Origin of the sequence: Aquimarina besae (genome assembly GCF_042434905.1) — a bacterium.
GTDB lineage: Bacteria > Bacteroidota > Bacteroidia > Flavobacteriales > Flavobacteriaceae > Aquimarina.
On sequence record NZ_CP170199.1, the window covers coordinates 2912855 to 2935000 of the forward strand.

Annotated in this window: 18 protein-coding genes and 1 rRNA gene; 5 read left to right on the forward strand and 14 right to left on the reverse strand. The window is 33.7% G+C overall.

Translation table 11 applies throughout. The annotated features are described in order from the left end of the window. Nucleotides 1-380: 380 nt before the first annotated feature. From ACE94K_RS12700 to ACE94K_RS12710, 3 genes are read right to left on the reverse strand one after another with little or no spacing between them, the layout of a single operon-like run. A complete protein-coding gene (locus ACE94K_RS12700) occupies nucleotides 381-1106 on the reverse strand; it encodes a LytR/AlgR family response regulator transcription factor (RefSeq protein WP_378172726.1) in 726 nt (241 codons plus the stop codon). Then, nucleotides 1103-2158 carry a sensor histidine kinase gene (locus ACE94K_RS12705; RefSeq protein WP_378172729.1) on the reverse strand — a complete coding sequence of 352 codons (1056 nt, stop codon included), beginning with the start codon at nucleotides 2156-2158 and terminating at the stop codon, nucleotides 1103-1105. The genes ACE94K_RS12700 and ACE94K_RS12705 overlap by 4 nt, the downstream gene beginning before the upstream one ends. Before the next feature lies 1 nt (nucleotide 2159). After that, complete coding sequence (locus ACE94K_RS12710; protein WP_378172732.1) at nucleotides 2160-2771, reverse strand: hypothetical protein; 612 nt, start codon at nucleotides 2769-2771, stop codon at nucleotides 2160-2162. A 233-nt stretch (nucleotides 2772-3004) separates the two neighbouring features. On the opposite strand from ACE94K_RS12710, the gene ACE94K_RS12715 reads away from it, so the two are divergent. Beyond that, nucleotides 3005-5353 carry a TonB-dependent receptor domain-containing protein gene (locus ACE94K_RS12715; RefSeq protein WP_378172734.1) on the forward strand — a complete coding sequence of 783 codons (2349 nt, stop codon included), beginning with the start codon at nucleotides 3005-3007 and terminating at the stop codon, nucleotides 5351-5353. Nucleotides 5354-5481: 128 nt separating this feature from the next. Further along, complete coding sequence (locus ACE94K_RS12720) at nucleotides 5482-6327, forward strand: helix-turn-helix domain-containing protein (RefSeq protein WP_378172737.1); 846 nt, start codon at nucleotides 5482-5484, stop codon at nucleotides 6325-6327. Between the two features lie 82 nt (nucleotides 6328-6409). Here the strand turns inward: ACE94K_RS12720 and ACE94K_RS12725 are convergent, their stop codons facing one another. From ACE94K_RS12725 to thrS, 11 genes are all read right to left on the reverse strand, one after another. Further along, nucleotides 6410-7219, reverse strand: a complete 810-nt coding sequence (locus ACE94K_RS12725) for an OmpA family protein (RefSeq protein ID WP_378172739.1) — start codon at nucleotides 7217-7219, stop codon at nucleotides 6410-6412. Between the two features lie 69 nt (nucleotides 7220-7288). Next, nucleotides 7289-7729 carry a hypothetical protein gene (locus tag ACE94K_RS12730; protein ID WP_378172742.1) on the reverse strand — a complete coding sequence of 147 codons (441 nt, stop codon included), beginning with the start codon at nucleotides 7727-7729 and terminating at the stop codon, nucleotides 7289-7291. A gap of 151 nt (nucleotides 7730-7880) precedes the next feature. Then, nucleotides 7881-9152: an adenylosuccinate synthase gene (locus ACE94K_RS12735; RefSeq protein ID WP_378172744.1), complete on the reverse strand. Its 1272-nt coding sequence runs from the start codon at nucleotides 9150-9152 to the stop codon at nucleotides 7881-7883. Further along, nucleotides 9152-9619: a Fur family transcriptional regulator gene (locus tag ACE94K_RS12740; protein ID WP_027394175.1), complete on the reverse strand. Its 468-nt coding sequence runs from the start codon at nucleotides 9617-9619 to the stop codon at nucleotides 9152-9154. Before ACE94K_RS12740 ends, ACE94K_RS12735 begins: the two co-directional genes overlap by 1 nt. A gap of 86 nt (nucleotides 9620-9705) precedes the next feature. Next, nucleotides 9706-11913 carry a RelA/SpoT family protein gene (locus ACE94K_RS12745; protein ID WP_378172747.1) on the reverse strand — a complete coding sequence of 736 codons (2208 nt, stop codon included), beginning with the start codon at nucleotides 11911-11913 and terminating at the stop codon, nucleotides 9706-9708. A 139-nt stretch (nucleotides 11914-12052) separates the two neighbouring features. After that, nucleotides 12053-13285 carry a M48 family metallopeptidase gene (locus ACE94K_RS12750; RefSeq protein ID WP_378172750.1) on the reverse strand — a complete coding sequence of 411 codons (1233 nt, stop codon included), beginning with the start codon at nucleotides 13283-13285 and terminating at the stop codon, nucleotides 12053-12055. Between the two features lie 60 nt (nucleotides 13286-13345). After that, nucleotides 13346-14152, reverse strand: a complete 807-nt coding sequence (locus ACE94K_RS12755; RefSeq protein ID WP_378172752.1) for a TrmH family RNA methyltransferase — start codon at nucleotides 14150-14152, stop codon at nucleotides 13346-13348. Between the two features lie 220 nt (nucleotides 14153-14372). After that, a complete protein-coding gene (rplT, locus tag ACE94K_RS12760) occupies nucleotides 14373-14717 on the reverse strand; it encodes a 50S ribosomal protein L20 (RefSeq protein ID WP_219010935.1) in 345 nt (114 codons plus the stop codon). Nucleotides 14718-14841: 124 nt separating this feature from the next. Beyond that, nucleotides 14842-15039 (reverse strand): 50S ribosomal protein L35, encoded by a 198-nt coding sequence (gene rpmI, locus ACE94K_RS12765; protein ID WP_027394180.1) that lies wholly within the window; start codon nucleotides 15037-15039, stop codon nucleotides 14842-14844. Between the two features lie 70 nt (nucleotides 15040-15109). Continuing rightward, on the reverse strand, nucleotides 15110-15625 hold the full coding sequence (gene infC, locus ACE94K_RS12770) for a translation initiation factor IF-3 (RefSeq protein ID WP_378184278.1): 516 nt from the start codon (nucleotides 15623-15625) through the stop codon (nucleotides 15110-15112). Between the two features lie 73 nt (nucleotides 15626-15698). Next, entirely contained in the window at nucleotides 15699-17645 is a 1947-nt protein-coding gene (thrS, locus tag ACE94K_RS12775) for a threonine--tRNA ligase (protein WP_378172757.1), read from the reverse strand. A gap of 266 nt (nucleotides 17646-17911) precedes the next feature. On the opposite strand from thrS, the gene ACE94K_RS12780 reads away from it, so the two are divergent. From ACE94K_RS12780 to ACE94K_RS12790, 3 genes are all read left to right on the forward strand, one after another. Next, nucleotides 17912-19030 (forward strand): tetratricopeptide repeat protein, encoded by a 1119-nt coding sequence (locus tag ACE94K_RS12780; protein ID WP_378172760.1) that lies wholly within the window; start codon nucleotides 17912-17914, stop codon nucleotides 19028-19030. Nucleotides 19031-19057: 27 nt separating this feature from the next. Beyond that, nucleotides 19058-19849, forward strand: a complete 792-nt coding sequence (locus ACE94K_RS12785; protein ID WP_378172762.1) for a sensor histidine kinase — start codon at nucleotides 19058-19060, stop codon at nucleotides 19847-19849. A gap of 699 nt (nucleotides 19850-20548) precedes the next feature. Continuing rightward, nucleotides 20549-22074: ribosomal RNA gene (locus tag ACE94K_RS12790) — 16S ribosomal RNA — on the forward strand. Nucleotides 22075-22146: the final 72 nt, after the last annotated feature.

Consider the following 22146-nt stretch of genomic DNA (forward strand, 5'->3'; position numbering starts at 1 on the left):
TTGAGTTTATGTTTTGAAATAGAAAAGACAAAGAGAGCGCTAGCTGCTATTGGTTTTTTTGAGTACCGATCCCTTTGGAGGATCAACGCAGTTAATCCTGAACCAAGCAAGCTTGATTATGTTTTGAAATAGAAAAGACAAAGAGAGCGCTAGCTGTTATTGCTTTTTTTTGAGTATTAACTTTTTAACCAGAATCAATAAAGTTATTGTTGTGTTCGCAGAATTCTCTTAGCATTTTAATAAGTCAATTTTAACACTTTGCTATTATAAGATGATGAAGCATTTAGAATTAATTTCATGGTGAATTATTCCTTATTTTTTTCAAGGAGATTATAGGTACTTTCAAATTAATATGTTCCTTGATAACATAAACTAAATTTCTATAGAATTAGCGCTTTTATCTTATCAGCATACGTTCTACTAACTTTTAATTTAGCATTATTCTGAAGTATAAGCATGTAACTTTTTCCGTAACGGCTTACCTCACTTATTGCTGGCAGACTTACAATGGTGCTTCTGTGAATTCGTAAAAATTGGCTAGGGTTTAGTTTTTCTTCTAGTTGAGAAATTCCACGATTACTCATATATACATCCGTTTTAGAATACAGTTTTGAATAATCTCCAAAGGCTTCTATATAAAATATATCATGTATAGAGAGGGTAACATACTTATTTCCTTTTTCTACGATAATTCTGTCTGGGTACTCAGTTTTAGACATGATATATTGTTCTGCTAATGGTACTATTTCCTTGGGAGAACTATCGTTGATTTTGGCAATTGCTTTATCGAACCTATCTTTTGTATAAGGTTTTAGTAAATAGTCTACTGCGTGTACTTCAAACGCTTGAAGAGCATATTTGTCATAAGCCGTACTAAATATGATAGTAGGTAATTCCTCTAAGTGTTCCAAAACATCAAAACCCGAGAGCCCTGGCATTTGTATGTCCATAAAAACCAGATCCGGCTTAAACTCATTAATTACCTTTATTGCATCCACTCCATTGTTTGCTTCCCCCACAATAATTAATTGGCTATGGTATTCCAAGTATTCTTTGATTAGAAAACGTCCAGATTTTTCGTCATCTACAATTACAACTTTTTTCATATCTCAAATTGAATTTTTAATCCATTTGGTATATTATCTGACACTTGCAAGGTTGATTTATACATTTTTTGGAGACGTTTCTGGGTATTACTTAAGCCTACTCCAAAATTAAAAATTGCTTCTTTATCTTTCACGCCTATTCCAGTATCATTAATTTCGAAGATTAATTTGTCATTTTCTTCGCTAACAATAATCTCTATCTTACCTCCTTTTAATAGAGGAGAAATACCATGTTTAACAGAATTTTCTACTAAGGGTTGTAAGATCATAGGTGGCACTTTTCGTGAAAGTAAATTATTTGGGACGTCTATATTGACAATTAGACGATCTTCAAAGCGCTTTTGCTCTAATTTTAAGTAGTTATTTACAAATTCCAGCTCTTCTTTTAGTGTAACAAAATCTTCTCTACTGGCTTTTAATTGATAACGGAACAGGTCAGCAAGTTCTGCAATCATCTCTCTGGTTTCCTCCATCTCTTTAGGAATACTTGCATTTATTGTATTAAAAACATTGTATAAGAAATGTGGATTTAGCTGAGCTTTTATAGCACTTAACTCACTTTTAAGAGCTGAATTTTTCAATTCAATTTCATATTGTAGCTTACGTTGATTGATTACATAATATTCATAAGCGTGTATTAATGAAAATTGAATGATATATATTAACATAGGTATGTAGACATCCCATATTTGAGCAGGACCCTGAAGATGCCATTCTCCAATACTTTCACAAATAAAATAAAATAGAGGCCAGGCAAATAAAATGAAAAATGGTAAGCCGATAGTGTGCAATAGCAGACGATATTTTAATCGCCAATGACGAAAAACTCTGAACACTATAAACCAAACTATGATGGTTGCGACCAGCATTATCGAATAATGCAACCCTTCATTGAAAAACCAGTTTTTTGGTACAAACAGCGTGTTAAGATCTTCATTATATCCCGCTCTATTGAACCATAATGTTATATGGTACAAAAGCGATAGTAAAAAATAGGTGCCTATTAGTGCTACCGCTTCAGACCATTTTATTTTTAATAAATCCTTATTCATTTTAATACTTTTCAAATACATACCAAATTTCTTTATTAAATGGATTGTAACTCAATTTAATAATACCCAATTTACTATAAATTATATATTTCCCTTCGATTTTTAAGGTTTCTCCTTGCTGCCATGCTTCTGCTTTCCCATCCCTGAAGTAAAAAATTACATCGTTAGAGAATTCTATACTGGTATCGTACCCATTTTCATCGGAATAATCAAAAAATCGTTTTTTAAGTAACGACACGTTATTACTTGATATATTTTTCACTTTATCCTTAACACGATTTTGATTCGTTGTTTTTTTATCAATATACTCTGCAAGTTTCATGTATAATGTACCTTCAGTAATATCGTACACATCCGGAGTGGTCTTATAGGTAGGGAATACATACAACGTATTTTCGTTATTTATTTTATAAGATCTAAGCTCAATCAATTTAGAAGGATTAAGAATGTTATTTCCATTTTTATTTTCCAGTAAGAATCCTGTACCTGGAGGGTAACTCACATTAGTACCGTCATTTAGAACGATCTGTAAATAGTAATGATCGTTTAACGTTAATGCCGCTTTCGAAACGGAACTTGTCATCAGTAAAATTGTAATTATAAAATATTTCATAGTGTTTTATTTTAGTTAGATCAAATGTATGGTCTTGTACTGTTCATGCAAAACTGTTTTCGGCGAGTCGCCCTATAAACAGTTCAGTTGGATTAGTTCACTTCATCGTCTTATATGACCATCCATCTCATTTTGTTTCTAATTGATGTTGTTGTTTTCCATCTTCGTTAAAAATTAAAACTATTATGAAAATACATATGCTTTTTTTGATAATATTATTGAACATTTCTTTTGTGAAAGCACAGGAAATTGTAGGTAAAGTGGTAGAACAAAATCAAAATCAAAACCCTCTGTCATATGTAACGATTTTATTAAAAGATCTTAAAGGAAATTTAGTAAAAGCTACCATTACCGATGAAAACGGAAAGTTTAGGTTTAAAGAAATAATGCCAGATGAATATTTGTTGAGTATCTCATACCTCGGTTTTAAAACGATTCAAATAAAAACTGTTGTTAAAAACACTGTTTTGGACTTAAAGATCGTAGAAATGGAACTTGAAGAAGAAGAGCTTGAAGGGGTTACAGTAATAGCAGAAAAACCAGTTATTCAAGTAGAACCAGATAAAACTGTGTTCAACGTTGATGGAACTATTGGTAATGCCGGAGTAAACGGATTGGAGCTAATGCGTAAAGCTCCGGGAGTAAGACTTGATAATAATGATGCGATCATAGTAGAAGGTAAGGCAGGTGTTCTTGTATATATCGATGGTCGACAAAGCTTTCTTGAAGGAAGTGATCTTACCGCTTATTTACAAACGCTAAATGCCGATACTATAGAAAGTATTGAGATTATTACACAACCTTCCTCAAAATATGATGCGGCCGGAAATGCCGGAATCATTAATATTCGATTGAAGAGAGAAAAGGGACTTGGAACTCGTGGGAGTATCTCCAGTACATTAACAATAGGTGATTATGTACGTACAAACAATTCTATTTCTTTTACTAGCAGATTAAAGAAATGGAATATGTATGGATCTTATTCAAATTACGTAGGACGTTCGACTGGTTTTCTTGATTTATACCGTGTACAAGGAGATAAAATTTTTGATGCAAAAACAAACTCTGAATATGATAGATTTTCAAATAACATAAGATTTGGCACTGATTATTATGCTTCTAAAAGAAGTACTGTAGGAGCTATGGTGTCTTTTAACTCGAATGATTCTGATTCTAGATCTACAACAATTACTCCTATTATAGATAGGGCTACTCAAAGAATTGATAGTATATTAAAAGCTCCAAATTCCTCTGAAAATGAAACCAGAAATTTTAATGTAAACTTAAATTATAGATATCAAGATACGTCAGGAACTAGTCTAAGCGCAGATTTGGATTATGGTAATTACATACGAGATCGATTTAATAATCAACCCAATTTCTACACAACTGCTAATGGAGAAATACTCAATACTAGCATCACTCAACAAATAACCCCTATTCATATTGAAATTTTTGCCGGTAAATTAGACTATGAGCGAAAAGTTGGAAAAGGGATATTAGAAACAGGGGTGAAGGTATCACAGGTAAATACTGATAATACCTTCGACTTCTTTAATGAAATTAATGGAGAAAGCGTATTAAACTTAGATAGGAGCAACCAGTTTGGATACGACGAGAAAATTTATGCGGGTTATGTAAAGTATAATTATTCAAGAAATAAATGGAAATTCCAAGCTGGATTAAGATCCGAAACAACAGATTCTAGAGGTATACTAACAGCAGATAATGAAAATGCTGATGAAACCGTTTCCAGAAGTTATACAGATATTTTTCCTTCAGCAGGGATAACATATCAGGCAAGTCAAAACAATTCGTTGGCATTATTGTACAGTCGTAGAATTCAAAGACCAAATTATCAGGATTTAAATCCTTTTGAATATCAACTTGATGAGCTTAGTTTCAGACGTGGTAACCCATTTTTACAACCTCAATACACCGATAATATAAAACTTTCACACATCTATAAATATACCCTCACAACTAGTTTTAGTTATTCATTTGTTTCAGATTTTTTTGCTCAAGTTACCGAGGCTGTAGGCGAAAATACAAACTTTTTGAGTACACGTAATGTAGCCGATCAGCAAGTTTATAACTTAAGTTTTTCTTATCCTTTTAAGGTTAATAATTGGTGGCGTGCATACGCTAATGTTTATGGTTCTTATAACAAATATACCGCTACTAATCCTGCATTTATTTCAACATCTCAAAAGACTTTTGGATTATATGCACAAAATACATTCAGCCTACCCAAAAATTATAAGTTAGAAATAAGTGGTTGGTATAGTAGTCCTTCTATATGGGGAGGTACTTATGAAACAAATGCCTTAGGTTCACTAAACCTAGCAATACAGAAAACCTGGGACAATTGGACAGTAAAAGCTACGGTCAATGATATACTTTATACAATACCGTGGAGTGGTACTACCCAATTCGGAGATTTATTCATCAGCGGTAGTGGTGGTAGCGATAGTCGTAATTTTAATTTTTATATCCAATATGCTTTCGGAAATAAAGAAGTAAAAAACGCAGGGAAGAGAAAAGGTGGTACAGAAGATGAAGAGCAGCGTGTAGGTGGATAGTTTATGTGCAGAATGCAAGGTTTTTCTGGTACCTATTTTCTTAAAAAATAAATGAATCAATATCGTAAGTTAGTATAACCTTCAGTGTAGATTTTTCTTTTTGATAAAATTTATTTGTTAATTTGAATATGAGATTAGACTATTCAAGTATAAAAGATGAAAGTTCCTTTATTTATACGGATTTTAACTGTTCTGCGGCATTAGATTTATTAAGAGATAAAGGATTGTATAAAATTATTTGGAGCAAGGATTATCCGGTAAGCTTTCACGTTGACGGATCTCTCATTGAATTAAAAAAAGATCAAATTATTTTTTGTACTCCAATCAATGTTTTAGAGATAGAGAAGGGGACAGCAGGGATGATTTCATTAGTTTTTAATAGAGAATTTTATTGTATCAGAGATCATGATCAGGAAGTTTCCTGTAATGGTTTTTTGTTTTTTGGATCCTCTATACCACAAATATTATCACTTGATGAGAAAGAAAAAATAAGTTTTGAGATGATGTTTGATTCTTTTAGAGAAGAATTTGAGACTAAAGACAACATACAAGGCGAAATGCTTCAAACACTTTTAACAAGATTTCTTATCAAATCAAGAAGACTTATAAAAGAAGATTTACCGGAGCCGGATTTACCAAATAACCAATTGGATATTATTAGAAAATTTAATGTTTTGATTGAGCAACATTTTAGAGAGAAACATCAGGTTGCAGATTATGCAGAGCTTTTATTTAAATCTCCTAAAACGCTTTCAAACCTATTCCATAAATATAGTGATAAGTCACCTTTGGCAACCATTAATGAGCGTATAGTTTTAGAAGCAAAACGTTTATTACTGTATTCTGATAAAACCTCTGAAGAAATAGCCTACGAGTTGGGTTATAAGGAAGCTGGACATTTTTCTAAATTTTTTAAAAAACATGCCGGAATGAATCCAACTGATTTTAAAAGTAAAAAACTTACAAATTCTTAATCCAGAAAAAGTAACAAGATTTATGAAAGATAAAAGCCCAACTGATTTCAGTCGGGCTTTTTGAAAACGTAAAAGTTATGGTTTAATTCTTCATATTGTCTTTTACCATATTGTAGAACTTATCAAATTTTGGATCGATGATAATTCTTGTAACTGTTTCAATACCTTCTGTAGCATATTCGCTTTTTCCTAAAGCTTCCATTCTTTTTGGATCTACTTTATAATCTGTTTGCAGCACTCTAACTACAGATGCAGCTTGTCTGGAACTTAAATCCCAATTATCGATTAACGTTTTTCCATCTAATTTTAGTGCGTTGCTATTTCCTTCTACTACTATATTAAGATCAGGATTTGCATTTAATGTAGCAGCAATCTTTTCTAAAGTAGGCTTTGCTTTGTCATCAACCACATAATTTTTATCATTTTCTCCAAAAAGTGTGGTGTTTGGTAACACAATAAAAATGGTGCCATTGCTTATTTTTATGTTGTCACCTCCGATAGCATTTTTAAATTTACTAAACACCGCTAGATTAATAGAATCGTTGCTAGTAATAGCATCATTAATAGCGTTAAGCTGTCTGTCTTTTGCCTTAATAATTTCCTGTGATGTCTGCAGGTTACTAGCCTTTTTGTTAGAAAGCTCTGTAAAACTACTCATATTAGTTAATAGCGTAGCATTAGTTTCTTTCAGGTCAGCTACTTGAGTCTCCATTGTTTTTACTTTGGACTGAGCTACTTTTTCATTCTTACGAGCTTCGGTCAATTCTCCTTCAGTAGTTTTTAACTCTTGTCTTAGTTTATCAATTTCTGCTAATAGATCTTTCTTTTTTTGAGCGTGTACTACCGTATTGGTCAATAGTAGTATAAAGGTAAATAAAATAAATTTTCTCATTGGATTTAAACGATTTGTTGCAGCAGCAAAAATATAACAATTTTAGCAACTATAATTAAAAACAAGTGGTTAAGACTTTTTCAATATTTTTTTTGCGTTATCGATACTAGAATTGATTTGATCTCTTAGCTTGTTAACTTCTACTTCCTCTTCTTTTAGCATTTTCATCTTACTGGTAAATTTTTCTAAGTCGTCAGTTGTAATTTCTTCTCCATGAGGAAATTTATTACTAAAATCACTCATCCAATCCATCATAAAATCATACGAATCTTTAAGGTCCTTTTGAGCTTTTGCGTATGATTTTCCAGTTGTGGTAGTGTCAATTTTAGGTTCTAGATCCTTTATTAAGGAACTCATTGTTCCCATCTTAGGCATTACTTCATCGTGGACATCGATTACTTGTTGCATTAAGGTATCGAATTCCTGTTCTTCTTTGGATAATTGATTACAGGAGACAGTGAAGATGATTCCTATGATGAATAAGAAATAATATAATTTATTAGTTTTCATGGGTATTGTTTTTCGTGTTTCAAATGTATTACTTAAATCTATTAAACCCAATCTTGTAATTGAAATATGATTGTAAGCTTTGTCAAAATAAAAATTCCTCAAGCAAATATAGATGCTTGAGGAATTTGATATTATATTATTACATATTCTATTATCTATGTATAGTTTGCGTTCTATCCGGCCCTACCGAAACTATTGTAATTGGTGTTTCCAGTTCTTTTTCTAAAAACTCGATATATTCATTTAGTTCTTTTGGAAACTGAGACTTATCTGTCATTTTGGTAAGATCTTCCGACCATCCTTTCATTTCGGTATACACCGGAGTTACATTTTCCGGTTCAATGTTGTAGGGCAGATGAGTGATCGTTTTACCTTTATATTTATAAGCAGTACAAACCTTTAAGGTTTTAAAACCACTAAGCACATCACCTTTCATCATCATTAATTGTGTAACTCCATTTACGTGGACTGCATATTTTAACGCTACCAAATCCAGCCATCCGCATCTACGTGGTCTTCCGGTCGTTGCGCCAAATTCATTTCCAACACGCCCCATAGTTTCTCCATCCTCATCAAATAACTCTGTTGGAAACGGTCCGCTACCTACTCGTGTAGTATATGCTTTGAAAATCCCGAAAACTTCTTTAATTTTATTAGGAGCTACGCCTAAACCTGTACAGGCTCCAGCGGCTGTGGTATTTGAAGAAGTAACAAACGGATAGGTTCCAAAATCTATATCTAGTAAGGATCCTTGTGCTCCTTCTGCTAATATTTTTTTACCATCTTTTTGTGCTTGATACAAATATTCTTCACTATCAATAAAAGTTAATGATTTTAGCATTTTGATAGCTTCAAAGAATTCATTTTCTAATTCTTTCAGATTGTATTCTATTTTTGCATCATAGAAATCGATCATCGCTTCGTGTTTATTGGCTAGATTGCGATAACGCTCTTTCCAGTCACTTAGTTCCAAATCTCCTACTCGAATACCATTTCTACCGGTTTTGTCCATATAGGTTGGACCAATACCTTTAAGGGTAGAACCAATTTTTGCTTTTCCTTTTGACGCTTCTGATGCAGCATCAAGAATTCTATGAGTTGGTAATATTAAATGTGCTTTTCTGGATATAACCAACTTTGATTTATAATCTAAATTAAACTTAGCTAGATTGTCTAATTCTTTTTTAAAGATTACCGGGTCGATGACAACACCATTTCCTACCAGATTGATCGCTTTGTCGTGGAAAATCCCACTAGGAATCGTATGTAAAACATGTTTTATACCATCAAACTCTAAGGTATGTCCAGCATTTGGCCCACCTTGGAATCTAGCTATAATGTCATAATTTTTTGTAAGAACGTCTACAATTTTTCCTTTACCTTCGTCTCCCCATTGAAGACCAAGTAGTAAGTTTACCGCCATTAGTTTTCTTGATTTGTTGGTTTCTTTTTAGTTCCGTAGAAATACAAAGAATGATTTGTAATTTCTACATCAAAAATTTCTTCGATTGTTTTCTTTATGGATTGTATTCTGGGATCACAAAACTCCAAGACCTCGCCGCTATCTGTGAGAATGAGATGATCATGCTGCCTGTCGAAATATGATTTTTCGTATTGTGCCTGACTTTGACCGAATTGATGTTTTCTAACGAGTTTACAATCCAGTAAAAGTTCTATAGTATTATAAAGAGTTGCTCTACTTACTCGATAGTTTTTATTTTTCATTTTGATATATAGTGATTCTATATCAAAATGTTCTTCACTTTCGTAAATTTCCTGAAGTATAGCGTAGCGCTCAGGTGTTTTTCGATGACCATTTTCCTCTAGAAAACTAGTAAACACATTTTTAACGATGTTTTGATCGTTTTGCGTAGTTGTTTTGGTACTCATAATGCTTTAAAAAGCAAATTTACACTATTTTTTTATTAGAGAAAGACCAATTTATAAATACTTATTCATAAAAAAAATGAATGATTTTATTCTCTAACTACTTTATCAATACCGTTTACTTTAGAGAGATTTTGGATAACTGTTTTTAAAGTGTTTTTATTTTTAACACCTACCGTGATTTTACCCGTAAAAACTCCGTCGTTGGTGTCAAAATTCATATTATAAATAGCCAGATGCATATTATTTGAAATGATTTGGGTCACTTCATTAACAACACCTATATTATCAATTCCGTTGAGTCTTATAACTGCTTTAAATTCTTCTTGACTCGAATCGATCCATTTTGCTTGTATGATTCGGTATGCATAATTACTTTGTAATTGCAAGGCATTTGGGCAATCTTTTTTATGCACTTTAATTCCTTCATTAACCGTAATAAAGCCAAAAACATCATCTCCTGCGATAGGATTACAACAATTAGATAATTTGTACTCTAATTTTTCAGAATCTTTACCAAATACCAATAAATCATATTTGGAGGTGATCTCATCTTTATTTACATCTGTTGCATTTCCTCTTCGAATCCTATTTTTTATAAAATTCATAAAGACATTACTGCGTGCGTTGGCAAAATCTTTGATTTTTGTATTATCAATAGTGCCAATACCTACTCTATAGAAAAGATCCTGACTAGTTTTTAGTTTAAAATATAGTACAAGTTCGTTTACTACTTTCTCGCTCATAGTGATTTTTTGCGATCGTAGTTTACGTTTTAGAATCACTTTTCCTTCTTCTGCAATTTGTTTCTTTTCATCGCGTAATGCAGATTTTATTTTTGACCTGGCTCTAGCTGTGGTTGCGTAATCTAACCAGTTTGAAGACGGTTTTGATTTGGTGGAAGTAATGATCTCTACCTGATCTCCGCTTTGGAGCTCGTGACTCAAAGGCACCAATTTGTTGTTAACTCTCGCTCCTCTGGTTCGTAACCCTACTTCGGTATGGACACTAAATCCAAAATCAAGTGCGGTAGCACCTTTGGGCAAAGATTTAAGATCCCCTTCAGGAGTAAAAACAAAAATCTCTTTAGAATATAGGTTGAGTTTAAATTCTTCTACAAAATCTACTGCATTAGCTTCAGAGTTTTCTAATGCTTCTTGTAATCTGTTAAGCCAACCGTCCAGGCCTTGATCTTGTTTTTCTTCTTTATTTTTATATTTATAATGAGCAGCATATCCTTTTTCGGCAATTTCGTGCATACGCTCGCTTCGTATTTGAACTTCTACCCATCGACTATCAGGTCCAATAACCGTAATGTGTAATGCTTCATATCCTGTCGACTTAGGTTGTGAAATCCAATCTCTTAACCGAATTGGATTAGGACGATAATAATCTGTAACAATTGTATAGATTTTCCAAGCTATGAACTTTTCGTTTTCTATATCATCGGCTTTATAGATAATTCGAATGGCGAATTTATCATATACTTCGTCAAAAGAAATATTTTGTTTTAAAATTTTACGACGTATGGAGAAAATAGATTTTGGTCGACCTTTGATTTCATAATCAAGACCTTCTTTATCAAGACCTTCTTTTATTTTATCAGAAAACCTTTTTATATAAGCATCCTGTTCTTCTTTGCTTTCCTTTATCTTTTCGAATATATCTTTGTAAACTTCAGGTTCTGTATATTTCAATCCTAAATCTTCTAGTTCGGTTTTTATGTTATAAAGACCAATTCTGTGAGCTAAAGGAGCATAAATATAAAGAGTTTCAGAGGCAATTTTGACCTGTTTATCTGGACGCATTGAGTCCATCGTTTGCATATTGTGTAAACGATCTGCAATTTTAATGATGATTACTCTCACATCATCATTAAGAGTAAGTAACATCTTTCTAAAGTTTTCTGCCTGTAGCGAAATATCTTTATCTTTCTTTAATGAGGAAATTTTCGTGAGTCCGTCAACTATTCGAGCTACAGTTTCACCAAACATTTGCTCAATATCTACCAGAGTATATTCTGTGTCTTCTACAACATCGTGCAACAAGGCAGCTGCAATAGAGGTAGCATCTAGTCCTATCTCACTAGCCACGATTTTGGCCACAGCAATAGGGTGGAAGATATAGGCTTCTCCACTTTTACGTCGTTGATCTTTGTGGGCATCTACAGCAATATCAAATGCTTGTCGTATTAGTTTTTTATCATCTTTACTAAGATCCCTATAACTAATACGAAGCAATTCTTTATATTGCTTTGCAATTTGCTTGTTTTCCTCTTCTATAGCGGCTTCAGTCATACTAAAAAGTTTTCTTAGAAAGCCCTTTTTTTGATATTATTGTGTGTATTCTCACTAAAGATAAAATTTATATTTTAACCTTGAGTAATAGTTAAAAATACAACTAAGAATTGTAATCACCAAGTCTATTATGATGGTTTTATTTTCTTATGTTTTTGATCCTTTGTAAAAGTGTTGGATGAGAATAATGTATGAATACCATAGCCGGGTGAGGTGTTAGATTACTTAGGTTATTTTTTGATAATTTTTTTAAGCTGTTGATAAGTGCCTCCCCATCATAAGAGTCTTTGGCATAATCATCGGCTTGATATTCAAATGCTCTTGAAACAATATTCATAATCAGACCCGTAACTTCTGATATCGGGCTATATAGAATCCCAAATGCTACTAGCCCAATATGAAATGACGGTATTTCTACTCCCAATGCTTCAGAGAGGAGAGGATTTGCTATAAAAAGGGATAAAAACCATAATGTTATACCGGTTAACAGTATAGATAAAAGAAGATTTATTATAACATGTCTTTTTTTGTAGTGTCCTACTTCGTGTGCTAAAACTGCTACAATTTCTTCTTTGTTTAAATCTTTTATAAGTGTATCATACAGTGTAATTCTTTTTTCACTTCCCAAACCAGAAAAATATGCGTTTGCTTTGGTACTTCTTTTAGATCCATCAATTACAAAAATATCCTTTAGCTGAAATCCCACATTTTTGGAATATTCCTGAATAGTATCTCTTAATTCGCCTGGCTCCAGAGGCGTTTGTTTATTAAAAAGAGGGACTATGAGCTTAGCATAAAACATGTTCATAGTCAGCGTAAAAACAGAAATCAATGCCCAAGCATATACCCAAAAATATTTTCCGGTAATTTCATAAAACCAAATAATTAAAGCCAATAATCCACCACCAACAATGATCATCATAATGATTCCTTTGATTTTATCAATAAAAAAAGTCTTTACCGTCGTTTTATTGAAGCCAAATTCTTCTTCTATAACAAAAGTTTTATAGTAAGCAGCGGGTGTAGATAAAACGTCACTACCTATCATGATTATACCAAAAAAAATAAGCCCTACGACTATTGAGTTATCAGAAAAGCTTCTGGCAATTGCATCCACCCAGGCAAAACCATCCAAAAAAAAGAATAGTAGCATAATGCATAATGAAATAGAAGAAGAAACCATTTTGAACTTGTAATTTGCTTTTTTATAAGCGATTGATTTTTGATATTCTTCTTCTGGATATACATCAGAAAGTTCTTCTGGGATATGATTGTTGTAGTGTCTTGCATTAAGAATATCCAAAAGAGAATCTATCAGAAATACTATAATAATAATAGCAATCAATAGTTGAAATAGCAGGTTTGATGTCATTTGTTTATGTTTGTAGCTTTGGGATTTGTAGGTTTTAGAAAGTTAATGATTTTTTAAGTTTCAGACAACAAAATCGCGTTGTCGTTTTGCTTCAAAAATTAGTATTCCCGCAGCTACTGAAACGTTCATTGAATCTATAACACCACTCATGGGGATTTTAATATTTTGTGTAGTGTTTTTTAACCACTCATCGGTTAAGCCCTTGTCTTCTGTACCAACGATAATAGCTGTAGGTTTATTATAATCCTGTGCGTAATAATTTTCTGAAGATTGTAATGCGGCCCCATAAATATTAATTTTTCTTTCATTTAAATATTGAATTATCTCCTCTGTAGTTCCGCAAGCAATTTTGTTTGTGAAAACACATCCAACACTAGATCTTATAATATTCGGATTATAAATGTCTGTTCTTGGATTAGCAATCAAAAATGCATCTACTTTGGCAGCATCGGCTGTACGAAGAAGTGCGCCAATATTTCCCGGTTTTTCTGGTGATTCTGCAACTAAAATTAATGGGTTGTCTGTATGTAGGTCTAACTGTTCTAATGATATTTCTTTAGAATAAGCAACTGCAAGAATCCCTTCGGTAGTTGATCTGTGAGAAAGTTTCTGATAAATATCTAAAGTTATTTTAAAATAGTCAATTGAACCATTAACAGATTCTGTGATAAACATAACTTCTTCTTTGGATATAATCGAATCACAAAAATAGATTTGGCTTATTTTATATCCACCTGAAATTGCGAGAGAAATTTCGCGTTTGCCTTCTATCACGAATTGTCCTTCTCTTTTTCTTAATTTGGATTTTTCTTTAAGTTGATGCAAGAATTTAATTTTTGGATTTTGTAGACTCGTAATCAAAAGCATATATGTAATAATTTTTGTCAGTTTGTAAAATAACTGTAAATATAGTTGCGAAGCAATAATTGTGGTTTCAATTTAAAGGCTCGAATTGTTCATTTTTAATTCACTTACTTTATTCGATATATACGTTTCATTGATCCAAGATCAATAAGTAGCATAGCATGAAAAAACCTCGTCAATTCGACGAGGTTTTTTATAAGTGAGAAAATATATTATTTAAAAATTACTTTACTTTTTCTACAATTGCTTTAAAAGCTTCTGGGTTGTTCATCGCTAAATCTGCAAGCACCTTTCGGTTTAATTCGATATTATTAGCTTTTACTTTTCCCATAAATTGAGAATAAGACATACCGTGTAAACGTGCACCTGCATTAATACGAGTGATCCATAAAGCACGGAAAGTTCTTTTTTTGTTTCTGCGGTCTCTATAAGCATATGACATTGCTTTATCAACTGCATTTTTTGCTACTGTCCAAACGTTTTTACGACGTCCAAAGTAACCTTTTGCTTGCTTAAGAACTCTTTTTCTTCTAGCTCTTTTTGCAACAGAATTTACTGATCTTGGCATAATTTTAAATTTTTTAGTAGTAGGCGGCCGATTGATCGACTCTTTGTCTTTTTAATTTGAAAATTTCAAATAGTAAAGGCCCAACTCCTGGGTTTATAATAATTCTAACCTGATTAAAAAGCGATTACTTTAGACGTAATTGTTCTTTAATACTATTTTCATCGCTTTTATGCACTAACGTAGAGTGCGTCAAAGCCAGCTTACGCTTCTTTGATTTTTTTGTCAAAATGTGACTCTTAAAAGCGTGCTTCCTTTTGATTTTACCAGTACCGGTAAGCTTAAAACGCTTTTTAGCACTGGATTTAGTTTTCATTTTAGGCATTGTATCCTTGTTTTTATAATAATCTCACTTATTATTTTTAAAACTTTTTTAATTTAAAAGTCTTGTTCTTTTATTTCGTTTTTTTCGGAGCAATAAACATAATCATACGCTTACCTTCTAATTTGGGCATCTGTTCTACTTTTCCATAATCCTCAAGTTCCTGAGCAAGTCTTAATAATAATATTTGCCCTTGATCTTTGTATATAATAGAACGACCTTTAAAGAAAACATATGCCTTTAGTTTAGCTCCTTCACTTAAGAACTTGATTGCATGCTTTTTTTTAAACTCGTAATCATGTTCATCCGTGTTTGGTCCAAATCTAATCTCCTTGATGGTGACTTTGGTAGCTTTGTTCTTAAGAACTTTGTCCCTTTTTTTCTGTTCATATAAGAACTTTTTATAGTCCATTATTTTACAAACAGGAGGTACCGCTTTTGGAGAAATTTCTACAAGATCCAATTCTTGCTCTTCAGCAAGTGCTAGTGCTTTTTTAGTTGGGTATACACCAACTTCTACATTATCGCCAACCAGGCGTACTTCGTCAACCCTAATTTTGTGATTGATTCTGTGAGCATCTTCTTTAATTACTCTTAGTGGTTTCTGAGACCTTCTTCTTCTTATTGCTATGACTTAAAATTTTAAATTAAACTTAATTATTTTATCCGTTAAATGTTTTTAACGTTCTATTTATTTCTGTATTGATAATTTCAGTGAACTTTTCGATAGTAACAGCTCCAATATCTTCTCCTCCGTGTTTTCTAACAGATATGGTGTTATTTTCTTCTTCTTGCTCCCCTACAATAACAATGTAAGGAATTTTTTTCATTTCTGCTTCTCTGATTTTCTTACCTATGGTTTCATTTCTATGATCCGCAAGGGCGCGAATTTCGTTATTTTCTAACAAATTTAAAACTTTTTCAGCGTATTTTTCATATTTCTCACTGATTGATAGAATAATAACTTGTTCAGGCATTAACCAAAGCGGGAAGTTACCTGCTGTGTGTTCTAGCAAAATAGCAATAAATCTTTCCATACTTCCAAAAGGAGCTCTATGTATCATTATCGGTCTATGCATCTCATTGTCACTTCCTTTATACTCAAGATCAAACCGTTCAGGTAAATTATAATCTACTTGTATTGTTCCTAATTGCCAACTTCTTCCTAATGCATCTTTTACCATGAAATCTAGTTTGGGTCCATAAAAAGCAGCTTCACCACTTTCTACCACATAATCAAGACCTTTGTCTTTTGCAGCACTTATGATTGCATTTTCGGCTTTTTCCCAATTAGAAACATCTCCGATATATTTTTCAGGGTTGTTAAGATCTCTTACAGATACTTGTGCTGTAAAATTTTCAAAACCCAAAGAACCAAATACGTATAGAACAAGATCTATGACTTTCTTGAATTCAGAATCCAATTGATCAGGCGTACAGAATATATGTGCATCATCTTGTGTAAATCCACGTACTCTAGTGAGTCCATGAAGTTCTCCACTTTGTTCGTAACGGTATACGGTTCCAAATTCTGCATAACGCTTAGGAAGGTCTCTATAAGACCAAGGGCCACTGTTATAAATTTCACAGTGATGAGGGCAGTTCATAGGTTTTAAAAGAAACTCTTCTCCTTCAGCTGGAGTACTTATAGGTTGAAAGCTATCTTCTCCATACTTGGCATAATGTCCAGAGGTTACGTATAATTCTTTTTGTCCAATATGTGGTGTTACGACCATTTCATAACCGGCCTTTTTCTGAGCTTTTTTTAAGAATTGTTCTAATCGCTCACGTAAAGCAGCTCCTTTAGGTAGCCATAAAGGTAATCCTTGGCCTACTTTTTGGGAAAACGTAAAGAATTCTAACTCTTTTCCAAGTTTTCTATGATCTCGTTTTTTAGCTTCTTCTAATAATTCTAGATATTCTTTCAGTTCTTTTTGTTTCGGAAATGAAGTCCCATAAACTCTGGTAAGTTGTTTGTTGTTTTCATCTCCACGCCAGTAAGCACCGGCAACACTCATTATTTTGACAGCCTTGATTAGTCCTGTATTAGGAATGTGTCCTCCTCGGCATAAATCGGTAAATGTATCGTGATCACAAAAAGTAATAGTTCCATCTTCCAGGTTTTCTATCAATTCAATCTTATACTCGTTACCTTCGTTTTTGTACTTAGCTAAAGCATCTGCTTTCGAAACAGATCTCATTTTAAAATCATGTTTTCCTCGAGCTATTTCCAGCATCTTATCTTCAATTTTCTTAAAATCTTTTTCAGATATTGTCTGGTCTCCAAGATCTACGTCATAATAAAATCCATTGTCAATAGCTGGACCAATAGATAGTTTTACTCCAGGATATAACTCTTCTAAGGCTTGTGCTAAAACGTGTGAGGAGGAGTGTCTAAAAGCTTTTTTTCCATCATCATCTCCCCAGGTGAACAAAACTAAATTCCCGTCGGTTGTTAATTCTGTGGATGTTTCGATCGTAGTGTCATTAAATTTTGCAGAAATGACATTTCGTGCAAATCCTTCACTTATATCCTTGGCAACATCCATGGCGGTAACACTGCCATTGTATTCTCTAACCGAACCGTCTGGTAACGTAATTTTGATCATTCTTCCTTTAATTAAAGAGGCAAAGATAATACGATAATAAAATCCTCACAATAATTACTAATATTTAAAGTAAATAAAATATTGGGAGGGGTAATAATATGCTCTTTAATGTGTTTCTTATTAGTTAATAGAACAAAAAAATGTACTCGTTTAATCTCTAGGCTTTTTGGTTAATTTTTTTTAAAATACTATCGGAATACTGAGTTATGTATTCTTTTTTGTTCATTTGTGCAAGTAGTCAGTGGCTTTTGACTTACGATTTTACTATGAAAACACATCTAGGTAAAGAAAAAACATTCAATTATAATCACATTCTAAAAACAATACTTTTTTTCGTTTTGTTTCTAGGTAGTCAGTTTATTTTATCTCAAAAAACTGATTACGTTAGTAAGGATTTAGAGAAAAAGCTTCAGAATATGAATAACTTAAATCCTGAAGAGTTTTTTCCATTGGTTAAACCGCTTTTAGACAATAAAAAGGCTCGTATATGGGGGTTGGATTATTTAGGAAGATATTATATGGAAAAAGAGGTTGCGGATTCTACCATTTATTATGGAAATCAAATTTATGAGCTCTCAATAGGTAGAAACGATTCACTATCTTATCAATGGTTAAGTAAAGCTTTTAATATGTTGGCTGTTGGATATGGTTTTAAGGGATTGGTAAAAATAAGAGGTGAGTACCACTTAAAAGGCTTGGGTTTGTATGAGAATCAGCTGGTAGGTGATGAGATGTCTGTGCATCACATTAGAGGCTTGGCAGATTATTACTTAGATCAGAAAGAATATGATAGAGCAATTCCTTATTATAAAAAGAGTATTGAGATTGATAAAAACAATAGCACCGTATATTTTTCGTATAACAATCTTGGACAAATTTATGTTAGAAAAAATGATTTTAAGAATGCACTTTATTATTTAAAAAAAGCGTGTGAGGCTCCGGAAGGTTACAAAGCGAGAGGTTATTGTTTAGAAAGTATAAGTGGTTGCTATCTAAAAATGGGAGAATTTGATGAAGCTATTTATTATGGAGAGTTGGTACAAAATATGTTTGAGGATAAAAATTTGAAATTTGTATTATTATCTGGTAATACCTTAGCTCAAGCGTACCATAAAAAAAATAATTTAGAAAAAGCAATTAGTATTTATTCAGATCTATTGCAACGAGTAAAATCAAAAGGATTTATTGATATTGAAATTGAGATTTTGGAAAATTTAAGTAATTCTTTAAAAGCACAAAAACAGTACAAAGAAGCTGAAGAATTAACTACCAGGAGATTTATGCTAAAAGATTCTTTACGCGCTATTCAGAAGGATAAAGAAATCGCTGAGTTACTGGTTAAGTATGATATTTTAGACAGGGAGAAAAAAATAGAATTGCTTTAAAAAAATCAGGAGATAAAAGATAATTTATTGGTTTCTGAAAGAAAACAAAGAAAATTACTTTTTTATGCATTTCTGGTTGTATCAATTGTCAGTGTTGTTCTTTTGATCTTTTATAAGCAAAAACTAATTGCAAAAAATAAGTTGAATCAACAGCAGCAGGAAATTAACGAAGAACGAGTTAAATCTTTAATAAAAGAGCAAGAGTTGAATCTAATAAAAACTTCTCTTGATGTTCAAAATATAGAAAGAAGAAGGATTGCTCAGGATTTGCATGATAGTATAGGTGGTAATTTGGCGGCAATTAATCTAAAATTGGGTTCAACTGTAGCGTTAAGTAAAGAATTAGAGCAAATAAAGCAGCAAGTTGGTGAGACCTATAAGCTGGTTAGAAAAATATCTCATAATTTGATACCCGACAATTTCTACGGAAATAGATTTACTGATGTGCTGGAAGAATATATGGCAGCTATGGTAAGTGCAAATCAAATGAAAATGACATTTAATGTTTTTCCAAAAGAAAAAATTGATACTATAAATGAGAAAATATCAGTTGAAATATTTAGAATTGTCCAAGAGTTGCTTACGAACACTTTAAAACACGCTAGCGCTACCAAGGTTTCCTTGCAGATTGATTTATTGAATGATATACTTCATATAATTTATGAGGACAATGGAGTTGGTTTTGATAAAGGAATAAAACAAGAAGGTATAGGGTTACAAAGTATAAGAGATAGACTTGCAAAACTGAAGGGTACACTTCATATTGATGCTATGAGGGGTAGGGGCACAATATTAGATATCGAGGTACCGGTGGTTTAGTGAGATTAAATGAAGCATTCTGTTAATTTATGTTTTTGATGGCAACACACCCATTAGTAAGTCTATTGTAGTGAGTGTAGAGGTTTGTTTTGTTTAATTATTGTGTTTTTTTTATCTCTAACGATAATGTTTTTAGGGTGTTATAAAAAGGTTATAAAAATCTTTTTAAAAAAGTGTTGTTGATTAGAAAAAGGGTTGTATGTTTGCACCCGCAAAACGGGGTATTGTTTTGTTAAGTTCATTGAGGTTTTCGTTATTGTTTTACGGTGGTGCTATTTTTTTTGTTTTGGTATTACGGTGATTTTCTAGGGCTTTTTAATTTATTTCAAAATATTTTCAAAAAAGTTTTGGTGGATTAAAAAGGGGTTGTATATTTGCACCCGCTTTGAGAAACAAGCGATAGTTCATAGCGGAAATGAGTGATACTGGAGTATGGTGATTTAGGTCATTATTAGGGTTCGATTCCTTAGTTACTAGCAAGAGATCCGGGAGTGGTTGTGACAGATTGCTTCTCTCTTATTTAAGAGGCGTCCTGATGTATTTAGGCAGGGATTTAAAGTTCATTGATATATTGATTGACAGCGCGTATTGCGATTATATTTATATAATTGTTTTACAATAAGAATTAAGACTAGAATCATTTTTGAGATACGATTTATAATTTCTGTTGTGTTGTTTTTAGATAATATTTAAGAATACACGATGAAGAGTTTGATCCTGGCTCAGGATGAACGCTAGCGGCAGGCTTAACACATGCAAGTCGAGGGGTAACAGGTTAGTGCTTGCACTGATGCTGACGACCGGCGCACGGGTGCGTAACGCGTATAGAACCTACCTTGTAGTAAGGGATAGCCCAGAGAAATTTGGATTAATACCTTATAGTATGATAAGATGGCATCATTTAATCATTAAAGATTTATCGCTACAAGATGGCTATGCGTTCTATTAGCTAGTTGGTATGGTAACGGCATACCAAGGCTACGATAGATAGGGGTCCTGAGAGGGAGATCCCCCACACTGGTACTGAGACACGGACCAGACTCCTACGGGAGGCAGCAGTGAGGAATATTGGACAATGGAGGCAACTCTGATCCAGCCATGCCGCGTGTAGGAAGACTGCCCTATGGGTTGTAAACTACTTTTATAGAGGAAGAAACCGCCTGACGTGTCAGGCTCTGACGGTACTCTACGAATAAGGATCGGCTAACTCCGTGCCAGCAGCCGCGGTAATACGGAGGATCCAAGCGTTATCCGGAATCATTGGGTTTAAAGGGTCCGTAGGCGGGCTTGTAAGTCAGTGGTGAAAGTTTTCGGCTCAACCGGAAAATTGCCATTGATACTGCAGGTCTTGAATCATTATGAAGTGGTTAGAATAAGTAGTGTAGCGGTGAAATGCATAGATATTACTTAGAATACCGATTGCGAAGGCAGATCACTAATAATGTATTGACGCTAAGGGACGAAAGCGTGGGTAGCGAACAGGATTAGATACCCTGGTAGTCCACGCCGTAAACGATGGTTACTAGCTGTTCGGATTTCGGTCTGAGTGGCTAAGCGAAAGTGATAAGTAACCCACCTGGGGAGTACGTTCGCAAGAATGAAACTCAAAGGAATTGACGGGGGCCCGCACAAGCGGTGGAGCATGTGGTTTAATTCGATGATACGCGAGGAACCTTACCAGGGCTTAAATGTAGTATGACAGGTTTAGAGATAGACTTTTCTTCGGACATATTACAAGGTGCTGCATGGTTGTCGTCAGCTCGTGCCGTGAGGTGTCAGGTTAAGTCCTATAACGAGCGCAACCCCTGTTGTTAGTTGCCAGCGAGTAATGTCGGGAACTCTAGCAAGACTGCCGGTGCAAACCGCGAGGAAGGTGGGGATGACGTCAAATCATCACGGCCCTTACGTCCTGGGCCACACACGTGCTACAATGGTAGGTACAGAGAGCAGCCACTACGCGAGTAGGAGCGAATCTATAAAACCTATCACAGTTCGGATCGGAGTCTGCAACTCGACTCCGTGAAGCTGGAATCGCTAGTAATCGGATATCAGCCATGATCCGGTGAATACGTTCCCGGGCCTTGTACACACCGCCCGTCAAGCCATGGAAGCTGGGGGTACCTGAAGTCCGTCACCGCAAGGAGCGGCCTAGGGTAAAACTGGTAACTGGGGCTAAGTCGTAACAAGGTAGCCGTACCGGAAGGTGCGGCTGGAACACCTCCTTTCTAGAGACCTGTCTGCAGAGCGATCTGCGTAGGTAGAAAGACGATACACAGGAATTGTATTTTGGGAGTGTT